The organism is Marinomonas profundimaris, from assembly GCF_000508165.1.
In the GTDB taxonomy this organism is placed as follows: Bacteria; Pseudomonadota; Gammaproteobacteria; order Pseudomonadales; family Marinomonadaceae; genus Marinomonas; species Marinomonas profundimaris.
This window is the reverse complement of sequence record NZ_AYOZ01000061.1, coordinates 110,288-131,045: the sequence shown is the minus strand read 5'-3', so window position 1 is coordinate 131,045 and position 20,758 is coordinate 110,288. Positions and strand designations below refer to the sequence as shown.

General features: G+C 43.8%; 22 protein-coding genes. 16 read left to right on the top strand and 6 right to left on the bottom strand.

What is annotated here, in order from left to right; genetic code table 11:
• Positions 1-33: 33 nt before the first annotated feature.
• Positions 34-1,557, bottom strand: coding sequence for a choline-sulfatase (gene betC, locus D104_RS35985; RefSeq protein ID WP_024025535.1), 1,524 nt, complete (start codon positions 1,555-1,557; stop codon positions 34-36).
• Between the two features lie 129 nt (positions 1,558-1,686).
• On the opposite strand from betC, the gene D104_RS35980 reads away from it, so the two are divergent.
• Positions 1,687-2,580 (top strand): choline sulfate utilization transcriptional regulator, encoded by an 894-nt coding sequence (locus tag D104_RS35980; RefSeq protein ID WP_024025534.1) that lies wholly within the window; start codon positions 1,687-1,689, stop codon positions 2,578-2,580.
• A 4-nt stretch (positions 2,581-2,584) separates the two neighbouring features.
• Here the strand turns inward: D104_RS35980 and D104_RS35975 are convergent, their stop codons facing one another.
• Together D104_RS35975 and D104_RS35970 are read right to left on the bottom strand one after the other, a co-directional pair.
• Positions 2,585-3,469: an AEC family transporter gene (locus D104_RS35975; RefSeq protein ID WP_024025533.1), complete on the bottom strand. Its 885-nt coding sequence runs from the start codon at positions 3,467-3,469 to the stop codon at positions 2,585-2,587.
• A gap of 27 nt (positions 3,470-3,496) precedes the next feature.
• On the bottom strand, positions 3,497-4,399 hold the full coding sequence (locus D104_RS35970; protein WP_024025532.1) for a LysR family transcriptional regulator: 903 nt from the start codon (positions 4,397-4,399) through the stop codon (positions 3,497-3,499).
• A 123-nt stretch (positions 4,400-4,522) separates the two neighbouring features.
• Between D104_RS35970 and D104_RS35965 the strand changes: the two genes are divergently transcribed.
• Positions 4,523-5,503 carry an aldo/keto reductase gene (locus tag D104_RS35965; protein WP_024025531.1) on the top strand — a complete coding sequence of 327 codons (981 nt, stop codon included), beginning with the start codon at positions 4,523-4,525 and terminating at the stop codon, positions 5,501-5,503.
• Between the two features lie 54 nt (positions 5,504-5,557).
• Here the strand turns inward: D104_RS35965 and bcp are convergent, their stop codons facing one another.
• Positions 5,558-6,007, bottom strand: a complete 450-nt coding sequence (gene bcp, locus D104_RS35960; protein WP_024025530.1) for a thioredoxin-dependent thiol peroxidase — start codon at positions 6,005-6,007, stop codon at positions 5,558-5,560.
• Between the two features lie 214 nt (positions 6,008-6,221).
• On the opposite strand from bcp, the gene dapA reads away from it, so the two are divergent.
• The 5 genes from dapA (at position 6,222) to D104_RS35935 (ending at position 10,948) form a co-directional block, all read left to right on the top strand.
• Entirely contained in the window at positions 6,222-7,103 is an 882-nt protein-coding gene (dapA, locus tag D104_RS35955) for a 4-hydroxy-tetrahydrodipicolinate synthase (RefSeq protein WP_024025529.1), read from the top strand.
• A complete protein-coding gene (locus D104_RS35950; protein WP_024025528.1) occupies positions 7,100-8,173 on the top strand; it encodes a hypothetical protein in 1,074 nt (357 codons plus the stop codon). Before dapA ends, D104_RS35950 begins: the two co-directional genes overlap by 4 nt.
• Before the next feature lie 42 nt (positions 8,174-8,215).
• Positions 8,216-8,932 (top strand): phosphoribosylaminoimidazolesuccinocarboxamide synthase, encoded by a 717-nt coding sequence (gene purC / locus D104_RS35945; RefSeq protein ID WP_024025527.1) that lies wholly within the window; start codon positions 8,216-8,218, stop codon positions 8,930-8,932.
• 80 nt (positions 8,933-9,012) lie between these two features.
• Positions 9,013-10,257, top strand: a complete 1,245-nt coding sequence (locus D104_RS35940; RefSeq protein ID WP_024025526.1) for a lipoprotein-releasing ABC transporter permease subunit — start codon at positions 9,013-9,015, stop codon at positions 10,255-10,257.
• Complete coding sequence (locus D104_RS35935) at positions 10,250-10,948, top strand: ABC transporter ATP-binding protein (RefSeq protein ID WP_024025525.1); 699 nt, start codon at positions 10,250-10,252, stop codon at positions 10,946-10,948. Before D104_RS35940 ends, D104_RS35935 begins: the two co-directional genes overlap by 8 nt.
• Positions 10,949-10,996: 48 nt before the next feature.
• Here the strand turns inward: D104_RS35935 and D104_RS35930 are convergent, their stop codons facing one another.
• On the bottom strand, positions 10,997-11,512 hold the full coding sequence (locus D104_RS35930) for a DUF2062 domain-containing protein (RefSeq protein WP_024025524.1): 516 nt from the start codon (positions 11,510-11,512) through the stop codon (positions 10,997-10,999).
• 44 nt (positions 11,513-11,556) lie between these two features.
• Here D104_RS35930 and D104_RS35925 point away from each other — a divergent pair, with 44 nt between their 5' ends.
• From D104_RS35925 to murI, 8 genes are read left to right on the top strand one after another with little or no spacing between them, the layout of a single operon-like run.
• Complete coding sequence (locus D104_RS35925) at positions 11,557-13,488, top strand: ComEC/Rec2 family competence protein (protein WP_024025523.1); 1,932 nt, start codon at positions 11,557-11,559, stop codon at positions 13,486-13,488.
• Between the two features lie 13 nt (positions 13,489-13,501).
• Complete coding sequence (locus D104_RS35920; RefSeq protein WP_024025522.1) at positions 13,502-14,128, top strand: MotA/TolQ/ExbB proton channel family protein; 627 nt, start codon at positions 13,502-13,504, stop codon at positions 14,126-14,128.
• Positions 14,125-14,547, top strand: coding sequence for an ExbD/TolR family protein (locus D104_RS35915; RefSeq protein ID WP_024025521.1), 423 nt, complete (start codon positions 14,125-14,127; stop codon positions 14,545-14,547). Before D104_RS35920 ends, D104_RS35915 begins: the two co-directional genes overlap by 4 nt.
• Positions 14,544-15,581, top strand: coding sequence for a tetraacyldisaccharide 4'-kinase (gene lpxK, locus D104_RS35910; protein WP_024025520.1), 1,038 nt, complete (start codon positions 14,544-14,546; stop codon positions 15,579-15,581). The genes D104_RS35915 and lpxK overlap by 4 nt, the downstream gene beginning before the upstream one ends.
• Positions 15,574-15,771: a Trm112 family protein gene (locus D104_RS35905; protein WP_024025519.1), complete on the top strand. Its 198-nt coding sequence runs from the start codon at positions 15,574-15,576 to the stop codon at positions 15,769-15,771. The genes lpxK and D104_RS35905 overlap by 8 nt, the downstream gene beginning before the upstream one ends.
• The gene (locus tag D104_RS35900; RefSeq protein ID WP_024025518.1) at positions 15,768-16,244 is read left to right on the top strand and encodes a low molecular weight protein-tyrosine-phosphatase; all 477 of its coding nucleotides are present in this window, start codon (positions 15,768-15,770) and stop codon (positions 16,242-16,244) included. Before D104_RS35905 ends, D104_RS35900 begins: the two co-directional genes overlap by 4 nt.
• Positions 16,245-16,252: 8 nt before the next feature.
• Entirely contained in the window at positions 16,253-17,347 is a 1,095-nt protein-coding gene (gene murB, locus D104_RS35895) for a UDP-N-acetylmuramate dehydrogenase (protein WP_024025517.1), read from the top strand.
• Positions 17,344-18,153: a glutamate racemase gene (gene murI, locus D104_RS35890; protein ID WP_024025516.1), complete on the top strand. Its 810-nt coding sequence runs from the start codon at positions 17,344-17,346 to the stop codon at positions 18,151-18,153. Before murB ends, murI begins: the two co-directional genes overlap by 4 nt.
• Here the strand turns inward: murI and D104_RS35885 are convergent.
• On the bottom strand, positions 18,150-19,310 hold the full coding sequence (locus D104_RS35885) for a patatin-like phospholipase family protein (protein ID WP_235075969.1): 1,161 nt from the start codon (positions 19,308-19,310) through the stop codon (positions 18,150-18,152). The two genes, murI and D104_RS35885, sit on opposite strands and share 4 nt — an antisense overlap.
• A 256-nt stretch (positions 19,311-19,566) precedes the next feature.
• Between D104_RS35885 and D104_RS35880 the strand changes: the two genes are divergently transcribed.
• On the top strand, positions 19,567-20,691 hold the full coding sequence (locus D104_RS35880; protein ID WP_024025514.1) for a beta-ketoacyl-ACP synthase III: 1,125 nt from the start codon (positions 19,567-19,569) through the stop codon (positions 20,689-20,691).
• The last annotated feature ends 67 nt before the right edge of the window (positions 20,692-20,758 follow it).

Genomic DNA, 20,758 nt, shown 5'->3' with positions numbered 1-20,758 from the left:
CGTGCTCCTATTTGTGGTGGTACTTTGGTTTATTTATTCGACTTTCGGAAAGCGAGACCGGCTTTCTAAATCGTCTAGATCAATGTGATTTCGCATGTACATTTCACTGCTGTCGAAAATGGGTTGGTGATCCCAAGCAACTTTCTTTCCTTTGTTCATGGCTTTCACAATCAGTCGGCGACGGCGTTGGCTGATAAGAACATCCTGCGTCATGGCGCTTGAGTCCCAACGCTCCAATGCTTCTTTCTTGAAAGCGCTAAGTAGTTCGGAATGATTTGGGTTTGTGGCAAGGTTGTTTAGCTCATCAGGATCGCTTTCTAGATCAAACAGTTGTTCAGGGTCAATGTGACAGTAAACGTACTTGTACTGTGCCCTGCGTATCATTAAAAGTGGTGCGATAGCGCCCTCACCGAAGTATTCACCGATGACTTCGTCATGACCGTTTTGTTTGCCTTCAATGTGTGGCATTAAGCTTTTGCCTTGGATTGGCATGGCGTAGTTGTGATCTTGATGGTTAGTGGCCATTTCTAGGAACGTCGGCAGTAAATCCATAGTGGAAACGGATTCTTTAACACGTTTGGCGGAAAAGCGTTTAGGCGCATGAACGATCATTGGAACGCGAGCCGAACCTTCAAAAAATGACATTTTGTACCAGAGGTTTCTTTCGCCCAGCATGTCGCCGTGATCGCCTGAAAAAACAATGATGGTGTTGTCATCCAGACCTGTTTCTTTCAACGCTTTCAATAACAAGCCAATTTTGTCGTCAACGTAACTGATGGCACCATAATAAGCATGGCGCGCATTTTTTATGTCTTGTTCGCTAATCTCTTGATCGTGATAGGCGTAAACAGATTGTAAGCGAGCCGAATGGGGGTCTTGGTCTTCCTTTTTGATATTAATTTTTGGTAATTCAATGTCGTCGTTGCAGTATCTGTCCCAATATTCTTGCGGAATCGCGTAAGGATCATGAGGGTGAGTCATGGAGACCGTTAAGCAAAATGGGCGATCCTGATCGCGTCTAACATAGTCATATAAATATCGCTGAGCGTGAAACACGACTTCGTCGTCGAAATCTAATTGATTGCTTCGAACGCAAGGGCCAGCCTGAGTGACGGAAGACATGTTGTGGTACCAAGTGGGGCGAGTTTTAAGATCATCCCAATTGGGAAACCAACCATAATCGGCCGGGTAGATGTCTGTGGTGAGGCGCTCTTCAAATCCATGTAATTGGTCTGGGCCACAAAAATGCATTTTGCCCGACAAAGCGGTTTTGTAGTTTTGCGCCCGTAGGTAATGGGCAAAGGTGGGGATGTCGGCGGACAAATCGGCGGCGTTATCATACGCACCTATTTTGCTTGGCAATTGTCCTGTCATTAGTACATAGCGCGAAGGGGCGCAAAGTGGGCTGTTGCAATAGGCCGAATCAAATACAACGCCTTCAGCAGCCAATGAACTTAAATGAGGCGTTTTTACTACCGAGTTACCATAGATAGGAAGGGCGGATGTGGCTAATTGATCTGCCATAATAAATAGAATATTTGGTTGCTTCTCTGACATGATTTTCTCTAATGTATAAAGTGTGGTAATAAAAGCAAATACGCATTAATTGCTTGATTTATCAAGATTGCGCCTTGAAACGATTGCTGTAAACTGACTGAAATCTTATGCGTAGGATAAGTATTACTTATGTCATCGAATGCAGAGTTGCCGCCATTGCAATCCCTTGTCGTTTTTGAAACATCGGCAAGACTACTGAGTTTTACTGCCGCAGCACGTGAGTTGGGTACGACTCAACCGGCAGTGAGCCAACAAATACGTTTGTTAGAGGCGTCGCTGGGGGTTTCGCTTTTTGAACGAATTTATCGCGGCGTTGTGTTAACGGATGAAGGGCATGTTTTACTAAAAACGACACAATCCAGCTTGCGAGACTTACGGGATGTGATGCAAAAAATAAAACACAAACCGAAGTCACAACGGATTACTGTCGCAACTGACTTTGCTTTTGCCGCTTTTTGGCTCATGCCGAGATTGCCGGAGTTTCGTCGATTGCATAAAGACATTGATATTCGAATCCAAACATCACAATCGGAAGTGGATTTGGCTTCAACAGAAGCCGATGTGGCGATTTTATTTGGTGAAGGAAAGTATCAAGGCTACTTAGTGAAGAAACTTTTGCCTGAAATTGTTTACCCAGTCTGTAGTCCTAAATTGTTTGAGGAGTATTCCGGCTTTCGTACTTTAGAAGACCTAGTTAAATCTCCCTTACTTAGGTTGAATGCTGACATGGGACAAAAATGGGTAGATTGGGAGTGGTTGTTTAAATCGAATGGCTCTCGGTGGCAACCATCCGACTCATCAATGGAGTTTGATAATTACACTCTGCTGGTGCAAGCCGCTATCTCTGGACAAGGTATTGGTCTTGGATGGGCGCCACTTTTAGATGATTATATACAAAGCGGTGTATTGATTGCGCTCTCAAATTTTTCAGTGCAATCCAATAATGGGTATCACATTGTTTTGCCAAAACAACGGGCGCAAACTGCACCCGTTGCGGCTTTTTTAGATTGGCTTCAATCCTAAAGGGCTAAATATAAAACCACCAAAAAATACCGACTGCTCCAAGTGATATAGGCAATGAGATAAGGATCATTAGCGCAATCTCGTCGACAGGGCCTTTAAATTTAATCGCCAGCATATAGCTGATGACTGCCACCGGCATCGCATTCAGAACAACTAATACCACGCTTTCCAAATGGCTTAACGGGAAAAAAAACACAACCAGGCACGCTGATAACCCACCAACAAGCGGGCGAAACGCTGACAGCATGGCTGCTCGGCTTATCTTATTGCTTTCTTTAACGCTTAGGGTGCTAAGTGACTTACCAAGCAGCATCAACATAATGGGTAGGGTAATATGGCTGAGCATGTTCAGTGTGTTCATTAATGGCGAGGGTAAACTGACATTTAGGCTTAATAAGAGTGCGCCAATCAATAGCGCGATTACGGGGCCATTTTTAAGTAATTGTTTCGGGTTGTATGCACCTGACATAAAACCCACGCCCAGCGTAAAGTGGCTAATTTGTACAACCGATGAGATGACGACTGCAATGGCCATGCCTTCGCTTCCAAATAAAGCGTACGCGATCGGAATGCCAAGGTTGCCCGTATTTGGATTAACTAATGGGGGCAAATAAAACCGCGTTGGTAATTTTAATATCTTCAAAAAAATAAAGGAAGCCAGCGCCACAATGGCCAATACCAAAACGGTCGCGGCAATGATTTTCAGCATGCTGAAAATCTGCATTTGCATGGATAAAACGGAATACAATAATAGGGCAGGTAAACCTAGATTGGAAACCAAATCGCCTAATGAAGGACTTTCTAGGTAATGTGTTTTTTTACCGAGGAAATACCCTAAACAAATAATTAATAGGATAGGAGTGAGTGCGCCAGCCAATGCTGTTAACATAAAAAACCTTAGGGTAAATGAGAGCTGTTAAATACTATCGTGATCTATCTTAAAGGCTTCCACAATATAATCCACCAGAGCTTTGACTCTCAGGCTCATATTTCTTGATTGCGGGTAAAGTAAGGTCACATCAGACGGCGGGAGTGTCCAGTTTGGTAAAAGTTCGACAAGTCTCCCCGACTGAATGTCATGTTGTGCATAATACGCCGGCTGGCGAGAAATGCCTGTACCGCTAAGCGTTGCTAGCATAACAACATGACCGTTTGAGCACTTTAATATCCCCTGTACGGGAAGTTCGTACTTCTCGTTACTAATGGTATTGGTAAAAGACCACCTTTTCACCGAGCCATTAATTAATGCATGATCCAGTAAGTCTTTTGGGCTCTTCAGTTTCGGCATAGACCCAATATAACTTGGGCTTGCTACAAGATAATTGGTGTAACTGGTGAGCTTTCTACCGATCAAGTTAGAATTTGGTAAAGCTCCCATTCGAACAACCAGATCATATTGCGATTCAATTAAATCCTCACGTGTACTTGAAAAACTAAGCTCTATTTCAATTTCAGGGTGCTGTTCCATAAAACGAATTAAAATTGGAGCGAGTATTTTTTCGCCGAATAAACCGCCTACGGCATTGACTCTAATCTGCCCGCTGATACTTGAGTGCGCATTTTTCGCTGATAATACCGCGTGTTCCAGTTGGTCGATGCCTTGGCGAGAAAGTTGATAAAACGTCTCACCAGCAGGGGACAAAGAAAGTGATCTAGTCGATCGATATAGAAGTTGAACGCCCATGTCTTTTTCTAAACGGCTGATGATTTGTGACATTCTAGCGCGAGAAATATTGAGCTGCTCCGCCGCCTTTGAAAAGCTGTGAGCTTCCACAACGGCTAAAAATTCTCGTATGCCTTCTGGTAAATGGTTGCTCATATTGTTAATCCTAAATAAACAATGCATTAAATGTTTTGATAATTATAAACAGTTTAAAGGCTCGTATAGTAGTGGCATTAATTAATAATGGCATTAGTTTAAAAAGAACGAGGAAAACGTTTTATGAAAACAAGATTATTAGGAAAAACCGGCTACGAAGTGTCAGAAATTGGTTTGGGTTGCTGGCAACTGGGTAATGACTTTGGTCCAGTGGAAGATCAGGAGGCCAATGCAATACTGCAAACTGCTGTAGATAGTGGCATCAATTTTTTTGATACGGCGGATGTGTATGGCGGCGGAGTGAGCGAACAGCGAATAGGGCAATGGCGACAATCCTTATCGCAGCCGCCCATTATTGCCACTAAGGTTGGTCGCGACGCGGCTTTGTATCCTAATGGTTACACTAAAGCGTCGGTGAAACAGAGCTTACAAGCCTCCGCGAAACGATTGGGGGTAGAGGCAATCGATTTGGCTCAATTACATTGCGTGCCAAGAGATGTGCTGTTTGCTGGCGACATTCTTGCTTGGATGGAAGACCTAAAACAAGAAGGTATTATCAAGCATTTTGGCGCGAGTGTGGAAATGTTAGATGAAGCTAAATTTTGCTGCGGGCACCCAGATGTTGCAAGTTTGCAGATCTTATTCAATCTATTTCGTCAGGATGCGATAGCGTCTCTTTTCCCAGTCGCGGAGAAAAATAACGTTGGTATCATTGTGCGTTTGCCTTTGGCGAGTGGATTGTTATCGGGAAAAATGACATTAGATCATAAGTTCGATGAGCGTGATCATCGATCATATAATAAAGACGGTGCCGCGTTTCATGTCGGAGAAACCTTCAATGGTATTCCTTTTGGGAAGGGGGTGAGTTTGGTTGAAGCACTAAAAGGGAAGCTACCGGAAGGCGAAAACATACTTGATGTTTCTTTGCGCTGGATTTTAGACCAACCGCAAGTATCTAGTATCATTGCAGGGGCCAGCCGTTCTTCTCAGGTGGTTCGAAATGCGGCCGCGTCTACGTTACCGCCATTGAGTAAAGAGACTCATGCGCTACTGCGTGATTTTTATCGGGAAGAAGTGAGGCAGGAAATTCGCGGCGGCATTTAATCAGAATCAAAACAAGGTGTGACACAAAGGCACACCTTGTTTTGGCGGTGCGCTCTAATTCAAGATTTGAGCGGCGTGTTCTTTGGTTTTTACCTTGCTAATGATGTCTGAAATTAAGCCGTTTTCGTCAATGATGAACGTCGTTCTAACGGTTCCCATGGATTCGCGGCCCATGAATTTCTTAAGTTGCCATGTACCGTATAGTTCATGCACGTCTTTTTCTGTGTCTGCGATCAATGGAAAAGGCAGGTCGTATTTAGCAATAAAGTTTTGGTGTTTTTTTTCTGTGTCGGTGCTAATGCCGAGTATCACAAAACCTTGATCAAGTAGTGTTTGGTAGTTATCTCGTAGATCGCAAGCTTGTGCTGTGCAGCCTGGTGTTGAGTCTCTTGGGTAGAAGTACAGAACGACTTTTTTGCCTTTGAATTGACTTAGTGTAATCAACTCACCGTTTTGGTCTTTTGCATTAAAGTCGGGTGCGGGTTGTCCAATTTCAATCGTCATAAGGTTACTCTTTGTTCAATAAAACATGGTTGGAAACAGGTCTGTCTAATTCTGTTATTAGTATAAAAACTATAAGCTTACCAAGAGCTAAGAGAAAAATCCCTTCGAATACGGCCTCAAGCTAATTTACTCTGGCTTTACGCCTCTCAATTATTGTTAAACCTGAGTCTGGACGTTACTATAGGCGCGCTTATAATTTTATCGGAGACTCGAAATGATCACAGGTAGTTTAGTTGCGCTTATCACTCCTATGTCACCAGATGGCGCTGTAGATACTAAAAAATTAGATGATCTGATAGAGTTTCATATCAATGAAGGGACTCACGGAATTGTTGCAGTGGGCACAACGGGTGAATCTTCAACATTGACAACAGAAGAGCACGCCAATGTTATTCGTCAAGTCGTAAAGACGGTTAATGGCCGAGTTCCTGTTATTGCCGGTACGGGAGCGAATGCAACCCACGAAGCAATTTATCTGACTCGCAGTGCAAAAGAAGCCGGCGCCGATGCTTGTTTGCTGGTCACACCTTATTACAATAAACCAACGCAAGAAGGCTTGTTTCAACATTTTAAAGCCATTGCCGATGCCGTCGACATTCCTCAGATTCTTTATAATGTTCCCGGTCGAACCGCATGTGATATGCAAAACGACACGGTTGTTCGCTTGTCTAGTGTTAAAAATATTGTTGGTATCAAAGACGCTACGGGGAATTTAGAACGCGGTGAAGCCCTTATCAAATCGTTGCCTGATGGCTTTGCTGTCTATTCTGGTGATGACCCAACGGCGGTTTCATTGATGCTACTAGGTGGCAAAGGTAACATTTCTGTTACCGCCAACGTCGCACCGAAAGCCGTTGCCCAGTCAGCTGAATTGGCATTGGCTGGGGATAGTGAGCGAGCTCATTCAATCGATGCGACTATCTCGTCTCTTCATAAAAACTTATTTCTGGAATCTAATCCTATACCCGTTAAGTGGGCTTGTAGCCAGCTAGGGCTGTGCGAAGAAGGGATTCGATTACCATTAACACCTCTTTCTGAACAGCATCATTCTGCCGTTCGACAAGCCATGATAGAAGCTGGAGTTTTATTAGTATGAATAAGTTTGCATTGCAGTTAATGGGGGCGGGATCGCTCACATTATTGTTGTCTGGTTGTAGCATGTTTTTTACCGATCATTCAGATGACTATCAGAACGAAAAACCGGTTGCTTCTGCATTGGAAATGCCAGCCGGGTCGACAGAGTCAAAAGATGTTTTGGTCATTCCTAATGAATCCAATATTGCTGACTTAGAAACGGCCACCCCTTTTACGACTCCAAGAGCCCCATTTGTTTTTTACCCAATGGTGGCTGTCGAAGTAACGGAACAGGACGATGCTATTGAGTACTTGGTTCCAGCGACAAAACAAAAAACAAAACGTATCGTGACGGATTTTCTCACCGCTTTACACGGTGCAGGTACATCGGTAGCGACACAAACAGACGATCAAATTACGAGTGTTCCATTTGATTTTCATCCACAAGGTTGGTGGGCATCATTGTGGAGTAGCATTACGCGCTTGCATCCGGCTCAAACGGCATTCTCATTTCGTTTTAGTGAAATGGAAGGAAAAACATTGGTCAGCGTGCAGTTCCGTGATGAACAGCAAGGTGTTGAGCCAAGTAATTGGATAAGTCCTGTTCAAAACGATGACGCTTATTCTGTTGCGGTTCGCTTATGGGGAACAATGGGGCGTCAATTAAATCAATCTTCCGCGTACTTATCGAACCGTGGAGATTCTGCTTCATTCCCAGTTTGGGTAGATCACAAAGGCATTTATGCCATTCGCCTTGGCAACAAGGTATCTGCATCGGAATTCGAAACCATTTTGAGTGCGGCGGGTATATATTTGATTCCAGACTCAGATTATTTGCTTTCCCCAGTACCGCCAGAAGATGTAGCTCGAATTGGTGACGTGGTTGATTTCAATATTCCTGTCGGGAATGGAGAAAAACAAAAATTATTCAATGTCTATCGTCGTAACTTAGACGATGTGAGTTGGGAAGAGCGTGAATACACTTACAAAATTACGCATCAAAAAGCGGGTGATTTCTTAGTCATCGATGTATCTGCAATGGAGTCACCTGAAGTGACGTCGTTCCATTTGGCGCAGCGCTTTGTAAATTAAATTAAGATTAACCCCTCATAAAAGAAAACCGGAGACCCTCCAATGGAAAAACGACAAGAGCTGTATGCAGGTAAGGCAAAATCTGTATTTCGTACAGATGATCCTGACAAGATGGTTCTAGTATTTCGTGATGACACCTCAGCATTTGATGGCAAAAGAATAGAGCAACTTGACCGTAAAGGCATGGTGAACAATAAGTTCAACGCTTTCATCATGACCAAACTACAAGAAGCTGGTATTCCGACGCATTTCGAAAAATTGTTGAGCGATACGGATTCACTGGTTAAATGCCTGGATATGATGCCTGTTGAGTGCGTCGTTCGAAACGTGGCGGCAGGGAGTTTGTGTCGTCGTCTAGGTGTTGAAGAAGGCGTGACACTGACACCGCCAACGTTTGAGCTATTTCTGAAAAATGATGCATTAGGCGATCCAATGATCAATGAATCGCATGTTGAATCATTTGGCTGGGCAAAAGCAGCAGATCTTGAAAAAGCAAAAATCCTTACATACAAGGTAAATGATGTATTAAAAGCGATTTTTGCTGAAGGCGGCATGATTCTGGTTGATTACAAATTGGAGTTTGGTCTATATAAAGGCGAGGTTTTATTGGGTGATGAATTTTCACCTGATGGTTGTCGCTTATGGGATGCCAAAACCAAAGAAAAATTAGACAAAGACCGTTTCCGTCAAGGCTTAGGTGGCGTGATTGAAGCTTACGAGGATGTAGGTCGTCGTATAGGCATTGATTTCGACTCATAAGCGTATTGGCACTTAGTCCATAATGGAGGAGTCTTGCTCCTCCATTTTTGCCACGAAAGCTTGTCATATAAGGATATACATTGATTAATTTCCTTCCTATTGCCATCGGCTTACGTTACGCCCGGGCAAAACGTTCCAACCATTTTATCTCTTTTATAAGCTTCTCTTCTATTGCCGGCCTTGCGCTTGGCGTCATGGTATTGATTACTGTCTTATCTGTCATGAATGGTTTTGACCGAGAATTACGTCAACGAATTTTAGGTATGGTGCCTCACGCAACATTATGGGGTGGGCCAGTGCTTGAGGATTGGCGCAACACGGCCACACTGGTTGAAAAAATGCCTAATGTGATTGGCGTTGCTCCACATATTCAAGCGCAAGTCATGTTTCAGTCGGGTGCCAGTGTCCATGGTGCAATCTTAAATGGCATCAACCCTGAGATGGAGAAGAAAGTCTCCATCATTGATGACAACATGGCCTCGGGGTCTTTGGATGCACTCAATGACACTCGATTCGGTATTGTTTTAGGCGCTCAGCTGGCGAAAATGTTGCGTGTCGATATCGGTGATAAAGTGACGGCTATTTTACCCAAGGCAAATGTTTCTATTGCGGGTGTGGCACCAGTGCTGAAACGCTTTACGGTCGTTGGTACCTTTGAAGTTGGTGCAGAGCTGGACAGCAGTCTTGCGTACATCAATATTAAAGACGCGGCTAAATTAAAACGTTACAAGGCAGATTCTGTTGAAGCGCTGCGCATTTCATTTGATGATTTGTTTTTGGCGCCTTCCCGCATCTGGGACATTGCTCGCGCCATTCCAGGTCAGAACAGAGTGAGTGATTGGACTCGAACCCACGGTAATCTTTTCCAAGCCATTAAAATGGAAAAAACCATGATAGGTTTATTGCTGTTATTGATTGTTGCTGTGGCGGCATTCAATATTGTTTCTACTTTGGTCATGGTGGTTACGGATAAGCGCAATGACATCGCCATCCTCAGGACAATGGGCTTAACGTCTGGTCAGGTTATGTGGATATTTGTTGTTCAGGGTATGTTTATTGGCATGTTAGGCACACTGATTGGAGTGGTATTGGGTGTTACTTTAGCGCTCAATGTGAGTGAAATTATTGCGGCGATGCAAACCTTATTGAACGTTCAGTTTTTGAGTTCAGACGTGTACTTTATTAATTATTTGCCCTCTCAGTTGGAGTGGTCTGACGTGAAGCTTATTGTCATATCCGCCTTCATCATGACGGTCGCTGCGACAATTTACCCTGCTTGGCGAGCTTCGAAAGTGGAACCAGCGGAGGCATTGCGTTATGAATGACCAAGTTGTATTAGAGTGTCGTGCGCTGTCTAAGCAATATCAGGACGGTAAAAAGTTGGTTGATGTGTTTCACGCCATTGATTTAACGCTTTTGAAAGGGCAAGCCTGCGCTATTGTCGGCTCTTCTGGATCAGGGAAAACAACATTACTTAACTTGTTGGCAGGTTTAGATTTGGCGACAACTGGCGATGTAAAGCTGGCTAATGTTTCTTGGTCAAGCATGAAAGACGCCAAACGATCCAAAATGCGCAATAAAGAAATGGGGTTTGTTTATCAGTTTCATCATTTGCTCCCTGAATTTTCTGCATTAGAAAATGTATTGATGCCAATGTGGATTTCAGGCATGGGTAAAAAAGAAGCCAAGAAGCGTGGCGAAGAACTGTTGGGGCAGGTGGGGTTAAAAGATCGCTTAAATCATAAACCTTCGCAGTTATCGGGCGGAGAAAGACAGCGTGTTGCCATTGCGCGAGCGTTGGCGAATCGACCAGCATGTGTGTTGATGGACGAGCCAACCGGCAACCTAGATGAGACGACGTCGTTAGATATTCAGAAGCTGATTAATGAACTTAAAGTGACTTACGATATGGCGTTTCTTGTTGTTACTCATGATGAAAAAATGTTGAGCTGGATGGATTCTGCTTATCGATTGTCTCAAGGATCTTTGATGCCATTGAAGTCAGCAGAGATGTGATTCGTAAATAAAAAAGCCATGATGATTTATCATGGCTTTTTTATTTGATTATTTTTTAATACGGAGTTTTCGTTCTTTCCAGCGTTTTACAACATGTAATCGCCATAATATGCTGATGAGCGCATAGCTGATGGCGCCAGCAATGAGCCCGGAAACAATTGAACCGACATAAAGTGGTAGCCAGATATGCTCCATTTTATCCCAGATCCATTCAACCGACAGTTTGAAGTTCTTTTCGTGATGAGAACCAAGAATTAATGAGCCCACTTTGTAGTTAAAATAAAATACAAAAGGCATAGTAATAGGGTTTGTGATCCACACCAAAGCGATTGAAAGTGGAATGTTTGCTCGTAATGGTATCGCAAGCAATGCAGAGGCAAGCATCTGAAATGGCATTGGAATAAATGCCCAGAATAAACCATTAAAGAAAGCGCGAGCGACAGATTTTCGATTTAAGTGCCATAAATTGGCTTCATAAATCTGTGAGCCTAATAGACCTAAAGCTTTGCTCTGCTTAAGTTTCTCTGGGTTAGGTATGAATTTTTTTAGATAATTCTTCGGCATAATCAGGTAAAAAATAATTTAGCAATTTAAGACAAGGAGGTCTTATGTTACTAAGTAGTTTGTCCATATTGATGGGCGCCATTCTGGTGCCGAGCGATTATTTGTGGGTGTATTCTACGCACATCATTCTGGTGTGTCTCTACTTAATATGGTCAAAGCGGCCGATAGTGTTGTTTTTGACGCTTCTCTCCTTTGTTTCCATCCTTTTACATGAATTTATCACTGCTTCAAATGTCCCGTTTGTCGTTGGTGATGCGTTAATTGTTGATTTTGAAAGTAAAAAATTGATTCCTATTTCGGCTGGCGAGTTAAGCCAAGAAACCTTATCGGATAGCACGTTTGTGCGTTTGGTGTATTTTCAAGAGGATGGCGTACGGCGAACTGTGGATGGGTTCTCTATTGCATCCTCATCTTCTCGGTTGAACGCAGAAGCCTTACTTCAGTCTCACTATCGTGCCGTCGTAACTGGCGTTTTGTTGTCAAATAAAGCAGGAAGTTGGTGGGAGAAAAACCTCTACATCAAAAGGCAATCGGCACAGCTGACGGTTCGATTTTCTACTGAGGTACCGCGTGGATTGGCGCTGCCTTATTCTTTGAGGGGGCGTTTGCTGGAGAAGCTCGACCATGCGCTAGGCTCTTTTTCTCAATGGCGTTTTTCAAAAGCATTGCTGTTAGGGCAAGATGATTTATGGAGCGAGCGAGACACTTGGATTGTTCGGACGCTCGGTTTGGCGCATCTTTTTGTTGTTTCTGGTTTGCATGCAGGCTTTATGTTTGCCATTGGTCGATGGGTGAGTGGTATGGTTTGGCGATTCCTGCCTGACCAAATACTTCTTTCTGGTGTGACACGCTGGCATTGTGATGCGGTGGTTGTGATGCCATTGTTGATTGCCTATGCCTATTTAACGAATTGGGGCGAACCCGTCGTGAGAGCCTCAATCATGCTCAGCGTCTATTTATTGTCACGAGTGCTGGCTTTAAAACTATCACCATTTGGAATTCTTACTTTTGCTTTATGGCTTGTGTTGCTATTCGAACCAAGAACGGTGCTCAGCCCAGGTTTGTGGCTGTCTTTTAGCATGGTGTATTTATTAATAGGATATTGTCAGGCTTCAGCAAAATGGTCTCGTGTGTTTATGGTGCAAGTCATGCTGAGTACCGCGTCAATGGTATTGATCCTGGGTTGGCAGGACGCCATTTCCAGCGTGTCTATTTTTATCAATCTGCTTCTTATTCCGTTCGCGGCGTTTTTATGGTTTCCATGGGCACTTGTGTCCTGTGCTGAAGTGCTGGTTTTTGGATCTACTTACAGTTATGAGTTTCTCGACAGGCTTCTGCATCTTGTGGTGCAATTTATGGAGCGTGCTGCATTTGAGTTACCGCTGTTGCAGTTTGAACATTTTCACAGCGGTGTGGCGCGCTCTTTAATGTTGATATTGGTGGTTTATTGGGTTTACCAAAGCCCTTTGAAGCGGGGTGTCGGCGGTGCGATGGGGGTTTGGTGTGTGTTGTTTTCTTCTTCAATAATTTTTCATACTACCAATGCCGATTTAATCTTGCTTAATAAAAACAATAAGCTTGTCTTAATTGAGGCTGGCCAAGTCTTATTAATGAATAGCTGGGTAGGGGAAGATGTCGAAAGATTAAAACTGGATACTTATTTATCGATTAAGCAAGGAGGCTATTTTTTAGCCCCGAACAATCTATCTGAACTCACCTCTAAAATGCTAATAGTGCATGACGTAAATTGGGTTGTGCTAAAAGATGAGGTGGCTGAAAATACTCGTAGAATGCTTGCTGCTCTGGGTATAAATTGGGTGGTTGTTTCTGATGACGAAAATTTAGAGATTTACTTTAGAAACAATCTTATTTTATTGCGTCATTCCTCCTGTATTTATTCGTTTTCTCTCATGAAATCTGACACTTGCAAACGTGTTGAAAAGTTTGAGAGTGTGTTAAATTACCTGCAAACTTAAAATGGAGTGTAACGTGTTAGCCTTTATTCAAACTGGTGGTTTTTTCATGTGGCCTTTGATGGCCTGTTCTATCCTTACACTTGCCATTATTATTGAGCGTTTTTGGACTCTCCGTAAAGCGAGCGTTGCACCAAATGGCCTTTTATCCGATGTGATGACTCGGTTACGAGATGACAGAATGACCCTTGATTACATTCGTTCCATGCAAACTCGAACTGGTTTAGCGTCCATTTTTGCAGCCGGACTTCTGAATTCAAAGCACGGCCGTAGTGCGATGAAAGAGAGCGTTCAAGAAGCCGCAAGTCATGTTATTCATGAATTAGAGCGTTTTATGAACACACTAGGAACCATTGCTGCGATTTCCCCTTTGCTTGGTTTGTTAGGCACCGTCGTGGGAATGATCAAGGTATTTTCTGTTTTGATGGAAAGTGGGGCGGGCAATACAGCATTGCTGGCCGGAGGCATATCAGAAGCGTTACTTACCACGGCTGCTGGGCTTGGTGTCGCTATTCCAGCGTTAATTTTCCATCGTTTCTTTAGTCGTCGAATCGACGAGTTGGTTGTTACTATGGAGCAACAATCCACGAAATTAGTCGATGCGTTGCACGGTGATCGAGAAAAAATAGGGGTTGCACAGTGAAATTTCGTCGTCAGAAAATAGATGACGTTCAGATTAATCTAACGCCATTGATTGATGTTGTCTTTTTACTCCTGATATTTTTTATGGTCAGCACTACGTTCAATCAAAGCACAGAACTGACCATTGATTTACCGACGGCCACTTCCAATGCTCCTAGCACTGATCGTTCAAAAAATGTCGAGCTGGTCATTACGGCGGACGGACAATACGTGATAAACGGACAAACGCTTATCAACGAGAAAGTCAGCACGTTAATTCAGGGGCTAAAAGAAGTCACTAAAGGTGACAATACTCGGCCACTGATTATCACTGCCGATGCAAAATCCTCTTATGATATGGTGCTGCGAGTGTATGACGCAGCAGCGAGTCTTGGTATTACAAAACTGGCTCATACCGCACAAAAAGAGCCCGCTCAGTGAGTGTAGAGTCATTGTTTAATCGTGCTTGGTATGGCTCTTGTGGTTGGACTCATGTATTTCGCCCACTCCAGCCGTTGATTAGAAAAGCGGTTCTGAATAAGAGGAAGGTATTTTTAGCCAACCCTGATGCGGCTTATAAAGCCCCTGTTCCTGTCATCGTTGTGGGCAATATAAGCATTGGTGGTACAGGAAAGTCACCAATGGTGGTGGCTTTGTGCAAGCTACTATCGGAGGAAGGTTATCGACCAGGAATTGTCTCACGAGGCCATGGGGTAAAAATTCAAACCCCGACTCATGTGTATCCGAACAGTTTGGCAAATGAGGTTGGTGATGAGCCTGTGATGCTGGCTCGCCGTTCAGCTTGCCCTATGGTGGTGTTTGCTAAAAGAGCTGAAGCAGTTAAGCACCTTCTTGCAACGACAGACGTCAATATCATCATCAGTGATGATGGCATGCAGCATTACCAATTAAACAGAGACATTGAAATTGCGATGCTTGACGCCAAACGAGGCGTTGGCAATGGTCACTTATTGCCTGTTGGTCCACTGCGCGAGCCTGTAGAAAGATTAAAAGACGTCGATTTTGTCGTGAGTGTTTCGGACAGAATGACGCCATCACTAATAAAGCTGGATTTGCCAATAACATTGGCGCCGTTGATTCCAACCAATTTGGTGTCTCTGGATGGATCTAAAACATTAGATTGTCATAGCGCATTTGTCGACCGGAAAAAATGGCATATGATGGCTGGTATTGGAAACCCTGAGCGTTTTGTCGAAACGCTAAAAGAATTGGGGTTGAAATACGAAGATGCTAGCCATCAATGGTTTGCAGACCATCATTCTTTTGTGGTGTCGGATATTCCCATGAGTGGGGCGGTTATCATGACGGAAAAAGACGCGGTTAAATGTCAGTCTCTGTTATTACCAAATAGTAATGCATGGTACTTACCCGTCTCTCTGGATTTGCCTTTGGGTTTTCAGCGTGCTTTTTTAGAAAAATTAAACTTAATTAAAATGGACACTCCCCATGAATAAAAACTTATTAGACATTCTTGTTTGCCCTGTGACAAAAGCGTCACTTACGTTAAGCAAAGACGGCACTGAGTTAATCAGCAAAGTCGGCGGTATGGCGTACCCAGTTCGTGACGGCATTCCTGTCCTTTTGGAAACAGAAGCGCGTACGCTAACCGCGGAAGAGCGCTTAGAATCAGGCACTGCAAAGTGAGATCGTACAAAGTGCTGACGGTGTGCCTTGGTAATATTTGTCGCTCGCCTGCCGCACAAGGTATTTTAGAGTTTGTGGCGTCAAAACATTCGATTTCCTTAGCGCTCGATTCCGCAGGAACAGCAGCCTATCACGTCGGAAATTCTCCAGATTCACGATCCATTACCGCGCTTAAGCAAATGGGTATTGATATCAGCCAACAAAAAGCCAGACAGGTCTCAATTGCAGACTTTGACTCTTTTGATTGGATTCTTGCTATGGATAAAGAAAACCTAAGTGATCTTAAGAAAATACAACCAGAGCATAGCTCGGCTAAGTTGGTTATGTTTGGTGAGTTTTCCGAAGGTGTTGCATTAGGTGAAATCTCAGATCCATATTACGGCGGCGAAGAAGGCTTTGTTCACATGCGAGAGCATATTACTGACGTTGCAGACGCATTTGTCAGTCACCTTAATCCACGAAGAGAACGTTAAGTCAGTCAATGAAGATGCGATTTAATACCTTAGATACTTTTGCGAACAGTATAGAAGAAACCATTCAAACCGATGTTTCTTTGGCAACATATAACACCTTCCGTTTCGATTACCATGCTGAATATTTTGCCATTGCAGAGACGCTGGATTCTTTGAAGGTGCTGCTTCGTTGGGCGAAGCATTTCAATCAACCAGTTACGATGATTGGCGGAGGCAGTAATTTATTGATTTCAGCCAGTATTCCGGGTCTGGTGATTATTAATCGATTGGCTGGCATGAGCGCAAGAGAGCAGGTAGGAAATTTAGTCAGTCTAACCGTGGCCGCGGGTGAGAATTGGCATGAAGTGGTTAAGTACGTAGTGAATGAAGGCTGGTTTGGTATTGAAAATCTTGCCCTGATTCCTGGCACGGTTGGTGCTGCACCAGTGCAGAATATTGGTGCATATGGTGTTGAGGTCAAGGACGTGATTGCTCGTGTTCAAGTGATTGATAAATGCACTGGTGATGTGTATTGGATCAATGCCCGAGATTGTGGATTTGCTTATCGAGACAGTCATTTTAAGGGGAAATGGAAGGACACGTTACTTATTACTTCCGTTGAATTGTCATTAAAAAAGCAAGCCGAATTATTGCTCAGCTATGGCGGTTTGTCTGATCGTATTCAGGGTGAGCCTAGCTTAGCCGATGTTTTCCAAGCGGTTTGTGACGTAAGAAATGAGAAGCTTCCAGATCCGAATGTATTGGCCAATTCAGGAAGTTTTTTTAAGAATCCAATTGTCAGTACATCTCAACGAAATACGTTAAAAGAACACTTTCCAAATCTTGTGTCATTTCCATTTGAAGACGGATATAAATTGGCGGCTGGTTGGTTGATTGATCAAGCTGGCTGGAAAGGTAAGCAGCACCAAGGCGTGGGTGTTTATGAAAAGCAGGCATTGGTATTGGTTAACTATTCTGAGAGCAAGGCAGATGCGCTATTAGCGTTGGAAGACAATATCAAACACTCTGTTTACGCGCTGTATGGCGTTGAATTAGAAAGAGAACCCGTGCAGTTACCTGTACGGGCCTCTAAAAAAGACGTATTTTTGGAGACATCGCATTGAAAATCGGTGTGATGGATTCTGGCGCGGGGGGGTTAACCATCCTCAATGCAATTCGCAAAAAATACCCTTTTCTCGATCTCGTCTATCTAGCCGATGATGATTTTGCGCCGTACGGCAATAAAACCATTGCCCAGTTGCAGGAAAGGTTGGTGAAAGTTGGACGTTTTTTTGAAAAAGAAAACGTTCAGGCCATTGTGGTGGCTTGCAATACTGCGACCGTTGCCGCGATTGATGCACTCAGGGAAAGCACATCCTTGCCTGTAATTGGCGTGGAGCCAGCAGTGAAGCCCGCCTTTCGTATTAGTAAACAGCGTAATGTGGCTGTTTTGGCCACGCCAGTGACTGCTCAAAGTAAACGTCTTAATCAACTTATTGATCTTTGGAAAGCAGACAGTCAAGTGTTTATCATGTCCAGTCAATCCTTAGCCTTTGATATTGATGCTTGGCCAGAAAGTGAGGTAAAGATTAAACACACGATTCACGCGCTGTGTGATGTTATGCTGGAAAAAAAAGTAGATACCTTGGTCTTGGCTTGTACGCATTATCCCTTGGTAAAGCATCTATTTGAGCAAGCGCTAGGAAAGGGCTGTGAAATTATTGAACCAAGCGAGGGCGTGACAGCCCAACTCATGCGCCGGTTAGAAGAGTCCTATCCTGCCGAAATGACCGCACTTCTTTCCTGTGCTGTTTTGCAGAAAGGTGTAATTGAACTGTGCAGCACGCTTGGGGTTAAAAATTTACCGAGACTAACGTCATGGACAGCAGACTCTCAATCTATTACAGATCAAAAACACGTCCATATCTAAGCGTTGTTCTCAAAGAACGCGAGAATCCTATCTTTTTCCCACATCGCATCCTTATAACCTAGATCCATCAGCGCTCGACAATATTCTGGTGTAAACAGCAGATAGCTGGCCGCCGAACTGATTTTTTCAGATGTTGAACCGCCTGCCGCTTTCAGTAAAACACGAATGTTTTTTGGTAAGGTTGAAAGATGATGATGGGCAATTTCATTGAGCTCTTCGGATGGAGAGATGATTAAGGTCTCAGTGGGTAGGTTCTGATGTAGCGCACGCTTTTCTTGTGGAAGATCTTTAATAAGATTATTCATTATTTCCAATTGAGAAATATCGTCTTCCAGGTTATCGATAAAGGCGCTGTTTAGTAATTGTCCAAGGATTTGTGCCATGCTTGGCGCGCTGGTCTCGATTTCAGTATCTGGCGCAGCCCATTGTTTTGGGCTTCTGTTACCACTAACGCCAATGATGAAGAGTTTATCAGCTCCCAGCTTAAGCGCTGGGTATATGGCGGATTTTTGGCGAATGGCTCCATCACCATAATAATGATTTTGTATTTTGTGCGCAGGAAAAATGGTTGGAATAGCACTGGATGCCAGTAAGTGATCGACACCTAAGTTTGCTCTTATGCCTTTTCGTCGGTTTCCCTTCCATGGCTGAAGATTGTCCACACCCTGAAAAAAGGTTGTTGATTCGCCAGTGCTGTAGCTCATTGCGGTAATGGCAAGGGCTTTAAGCTGATTGTTGTCTATGGCGGTGTTGATCTTGGAAAAATCAAGGTAATTGGTTAAAAGCTGACTTAATGGCGTGTTATCCATGAGAGCTATAGAGCGGTCATGGTTGTGAATATGAAAGAGCGATAACAAGGTTTTGGTTAGCGACGTCGCAATTGGCCAGCGGCCCACGGTATAGATTTGATCCGGTGTTAAGTGTCGCCAAACAAAGGCAAGAGAAGAAACGGCTCTAGAGAAGTTGCCTGCATAAGATGCCAGCATGGTGGCGTTCAATGCGCCTGCAGAAGTGCCGCATAATATGGAGAATGGCAATTGAGAATGTCTTGGCAGCATCTTGCCCATAGCGGATAAAACGCCAACTTGATAAGCCGCCCGGGCGCCACCGCCAGATAAAATCAGCGCGTTGTTATTTGGCATATGCTTTCGTTTCATTGTTTTTCGCTCTAACATCCACTGAACCCTTTAAAATCCTTGTTTATTCTATAAAAACAATCACTCAGTTGTGAATCCCATGATCAAATTTTATTGAATTTGTTGTGTATTGATATAACCAATTCGAATGACATTTGCGTGTTGTTATTACAAAGTGTGGACTGAGTCGCCGTTGTCGTCCACAATCTCATCTATACTTTACAAGATAACTTATTTTTAAAGCGTCTATTTAAAAGAATAAAAAAGGGTGAATACAATGAATTCTTCAGTCGTCATTAGTGGGGTCGGTTTATGGACTCCAGAACACAGTATTAGTAATGAAGAACTTGTGACAAGCTATAACGCTTGGGCGGAACATTTTAATCTCGAAAACGCAGCCGCTATTAAAGCAGAAGAGATTGAAGCAAAGCCGCTTTCTAGCGCGGGATTCATAGAAAAGGCCTCTGGTATTAAAAGCCGCTATATCTATTCAAAAGAAGGCGCGCTGGATATACATCGCATGCGCCCAATCTTAGAGGTGAGAGACGACGAGCAAGTGTCGCATCAAGCTGAGATGGCAATCGCAGCGGCCAAAAAGGCCCTGATAGCGGCGAATAAAACTGCCGACGAAATTGACATGGTCATCGTATCGTGTGCTTACACTCAGCGTTCCTATCCTGCCATTGCGATTGAAGTGCAAGCGGCTTTGGGTGTTGAAGGCTTCGGTTTTGACATGTTAGTTGCTTGTTCTGCTGCGACGTTTGGCTTACAGCGAGCGGTTGATGCCGTGAAAGCTGGAACATCGAAAGGCGTGTTGGTCATCAACCCAGAACTTACGTCGCCACAAGTCAATTACATGGATCGAGACTCACATTTCATTTTTGGCGATGTAGCGACGGCGGTCGTAATAGAAAGCAGTGACACTTGTAAGTCAGCACACGCCTTTGATGTGGTAAGTACGAAGTGTGTGACGTCCTACTCGAACAACATTCGCTCAAATTTTGGTTACACCACGCGCACTACGGATGAAGATCCGTATTCAGCAGACAAGCTCTTCCATCAAAATGGACGTAAGGTGTTTAAAGAGGTGTGCCCCATGGCGGCAGACCACATTGAAAAGCATTTGCTGAGTGAGGGGATCCAAGTCTCAGATTTAAAGCGTTGGTGGTTACATCAAGCCAACATCAATATGAATCTGCTCATTAGTAAGCGGTTATTGGGGCGTGATGCGACACGTGAAGAGGCGCCTGTTGTACTGGATGAATACGCCAACACCGCTTCCGCAGGGTCAATCATTGCTTTTGCAAAATATCATGTGGATTTGGCCGCAGGAGATATCGGCGTGATTTGTTCTTTCGGTGCGGGTTATTCGATCGGCAGTTTAATACTACGAAAACGCTAACCCCCGATTTCACTCTGTTAAGTCATTGAAACTGTAATGGATTTAAGGGAGACTGATTGCATCAGTT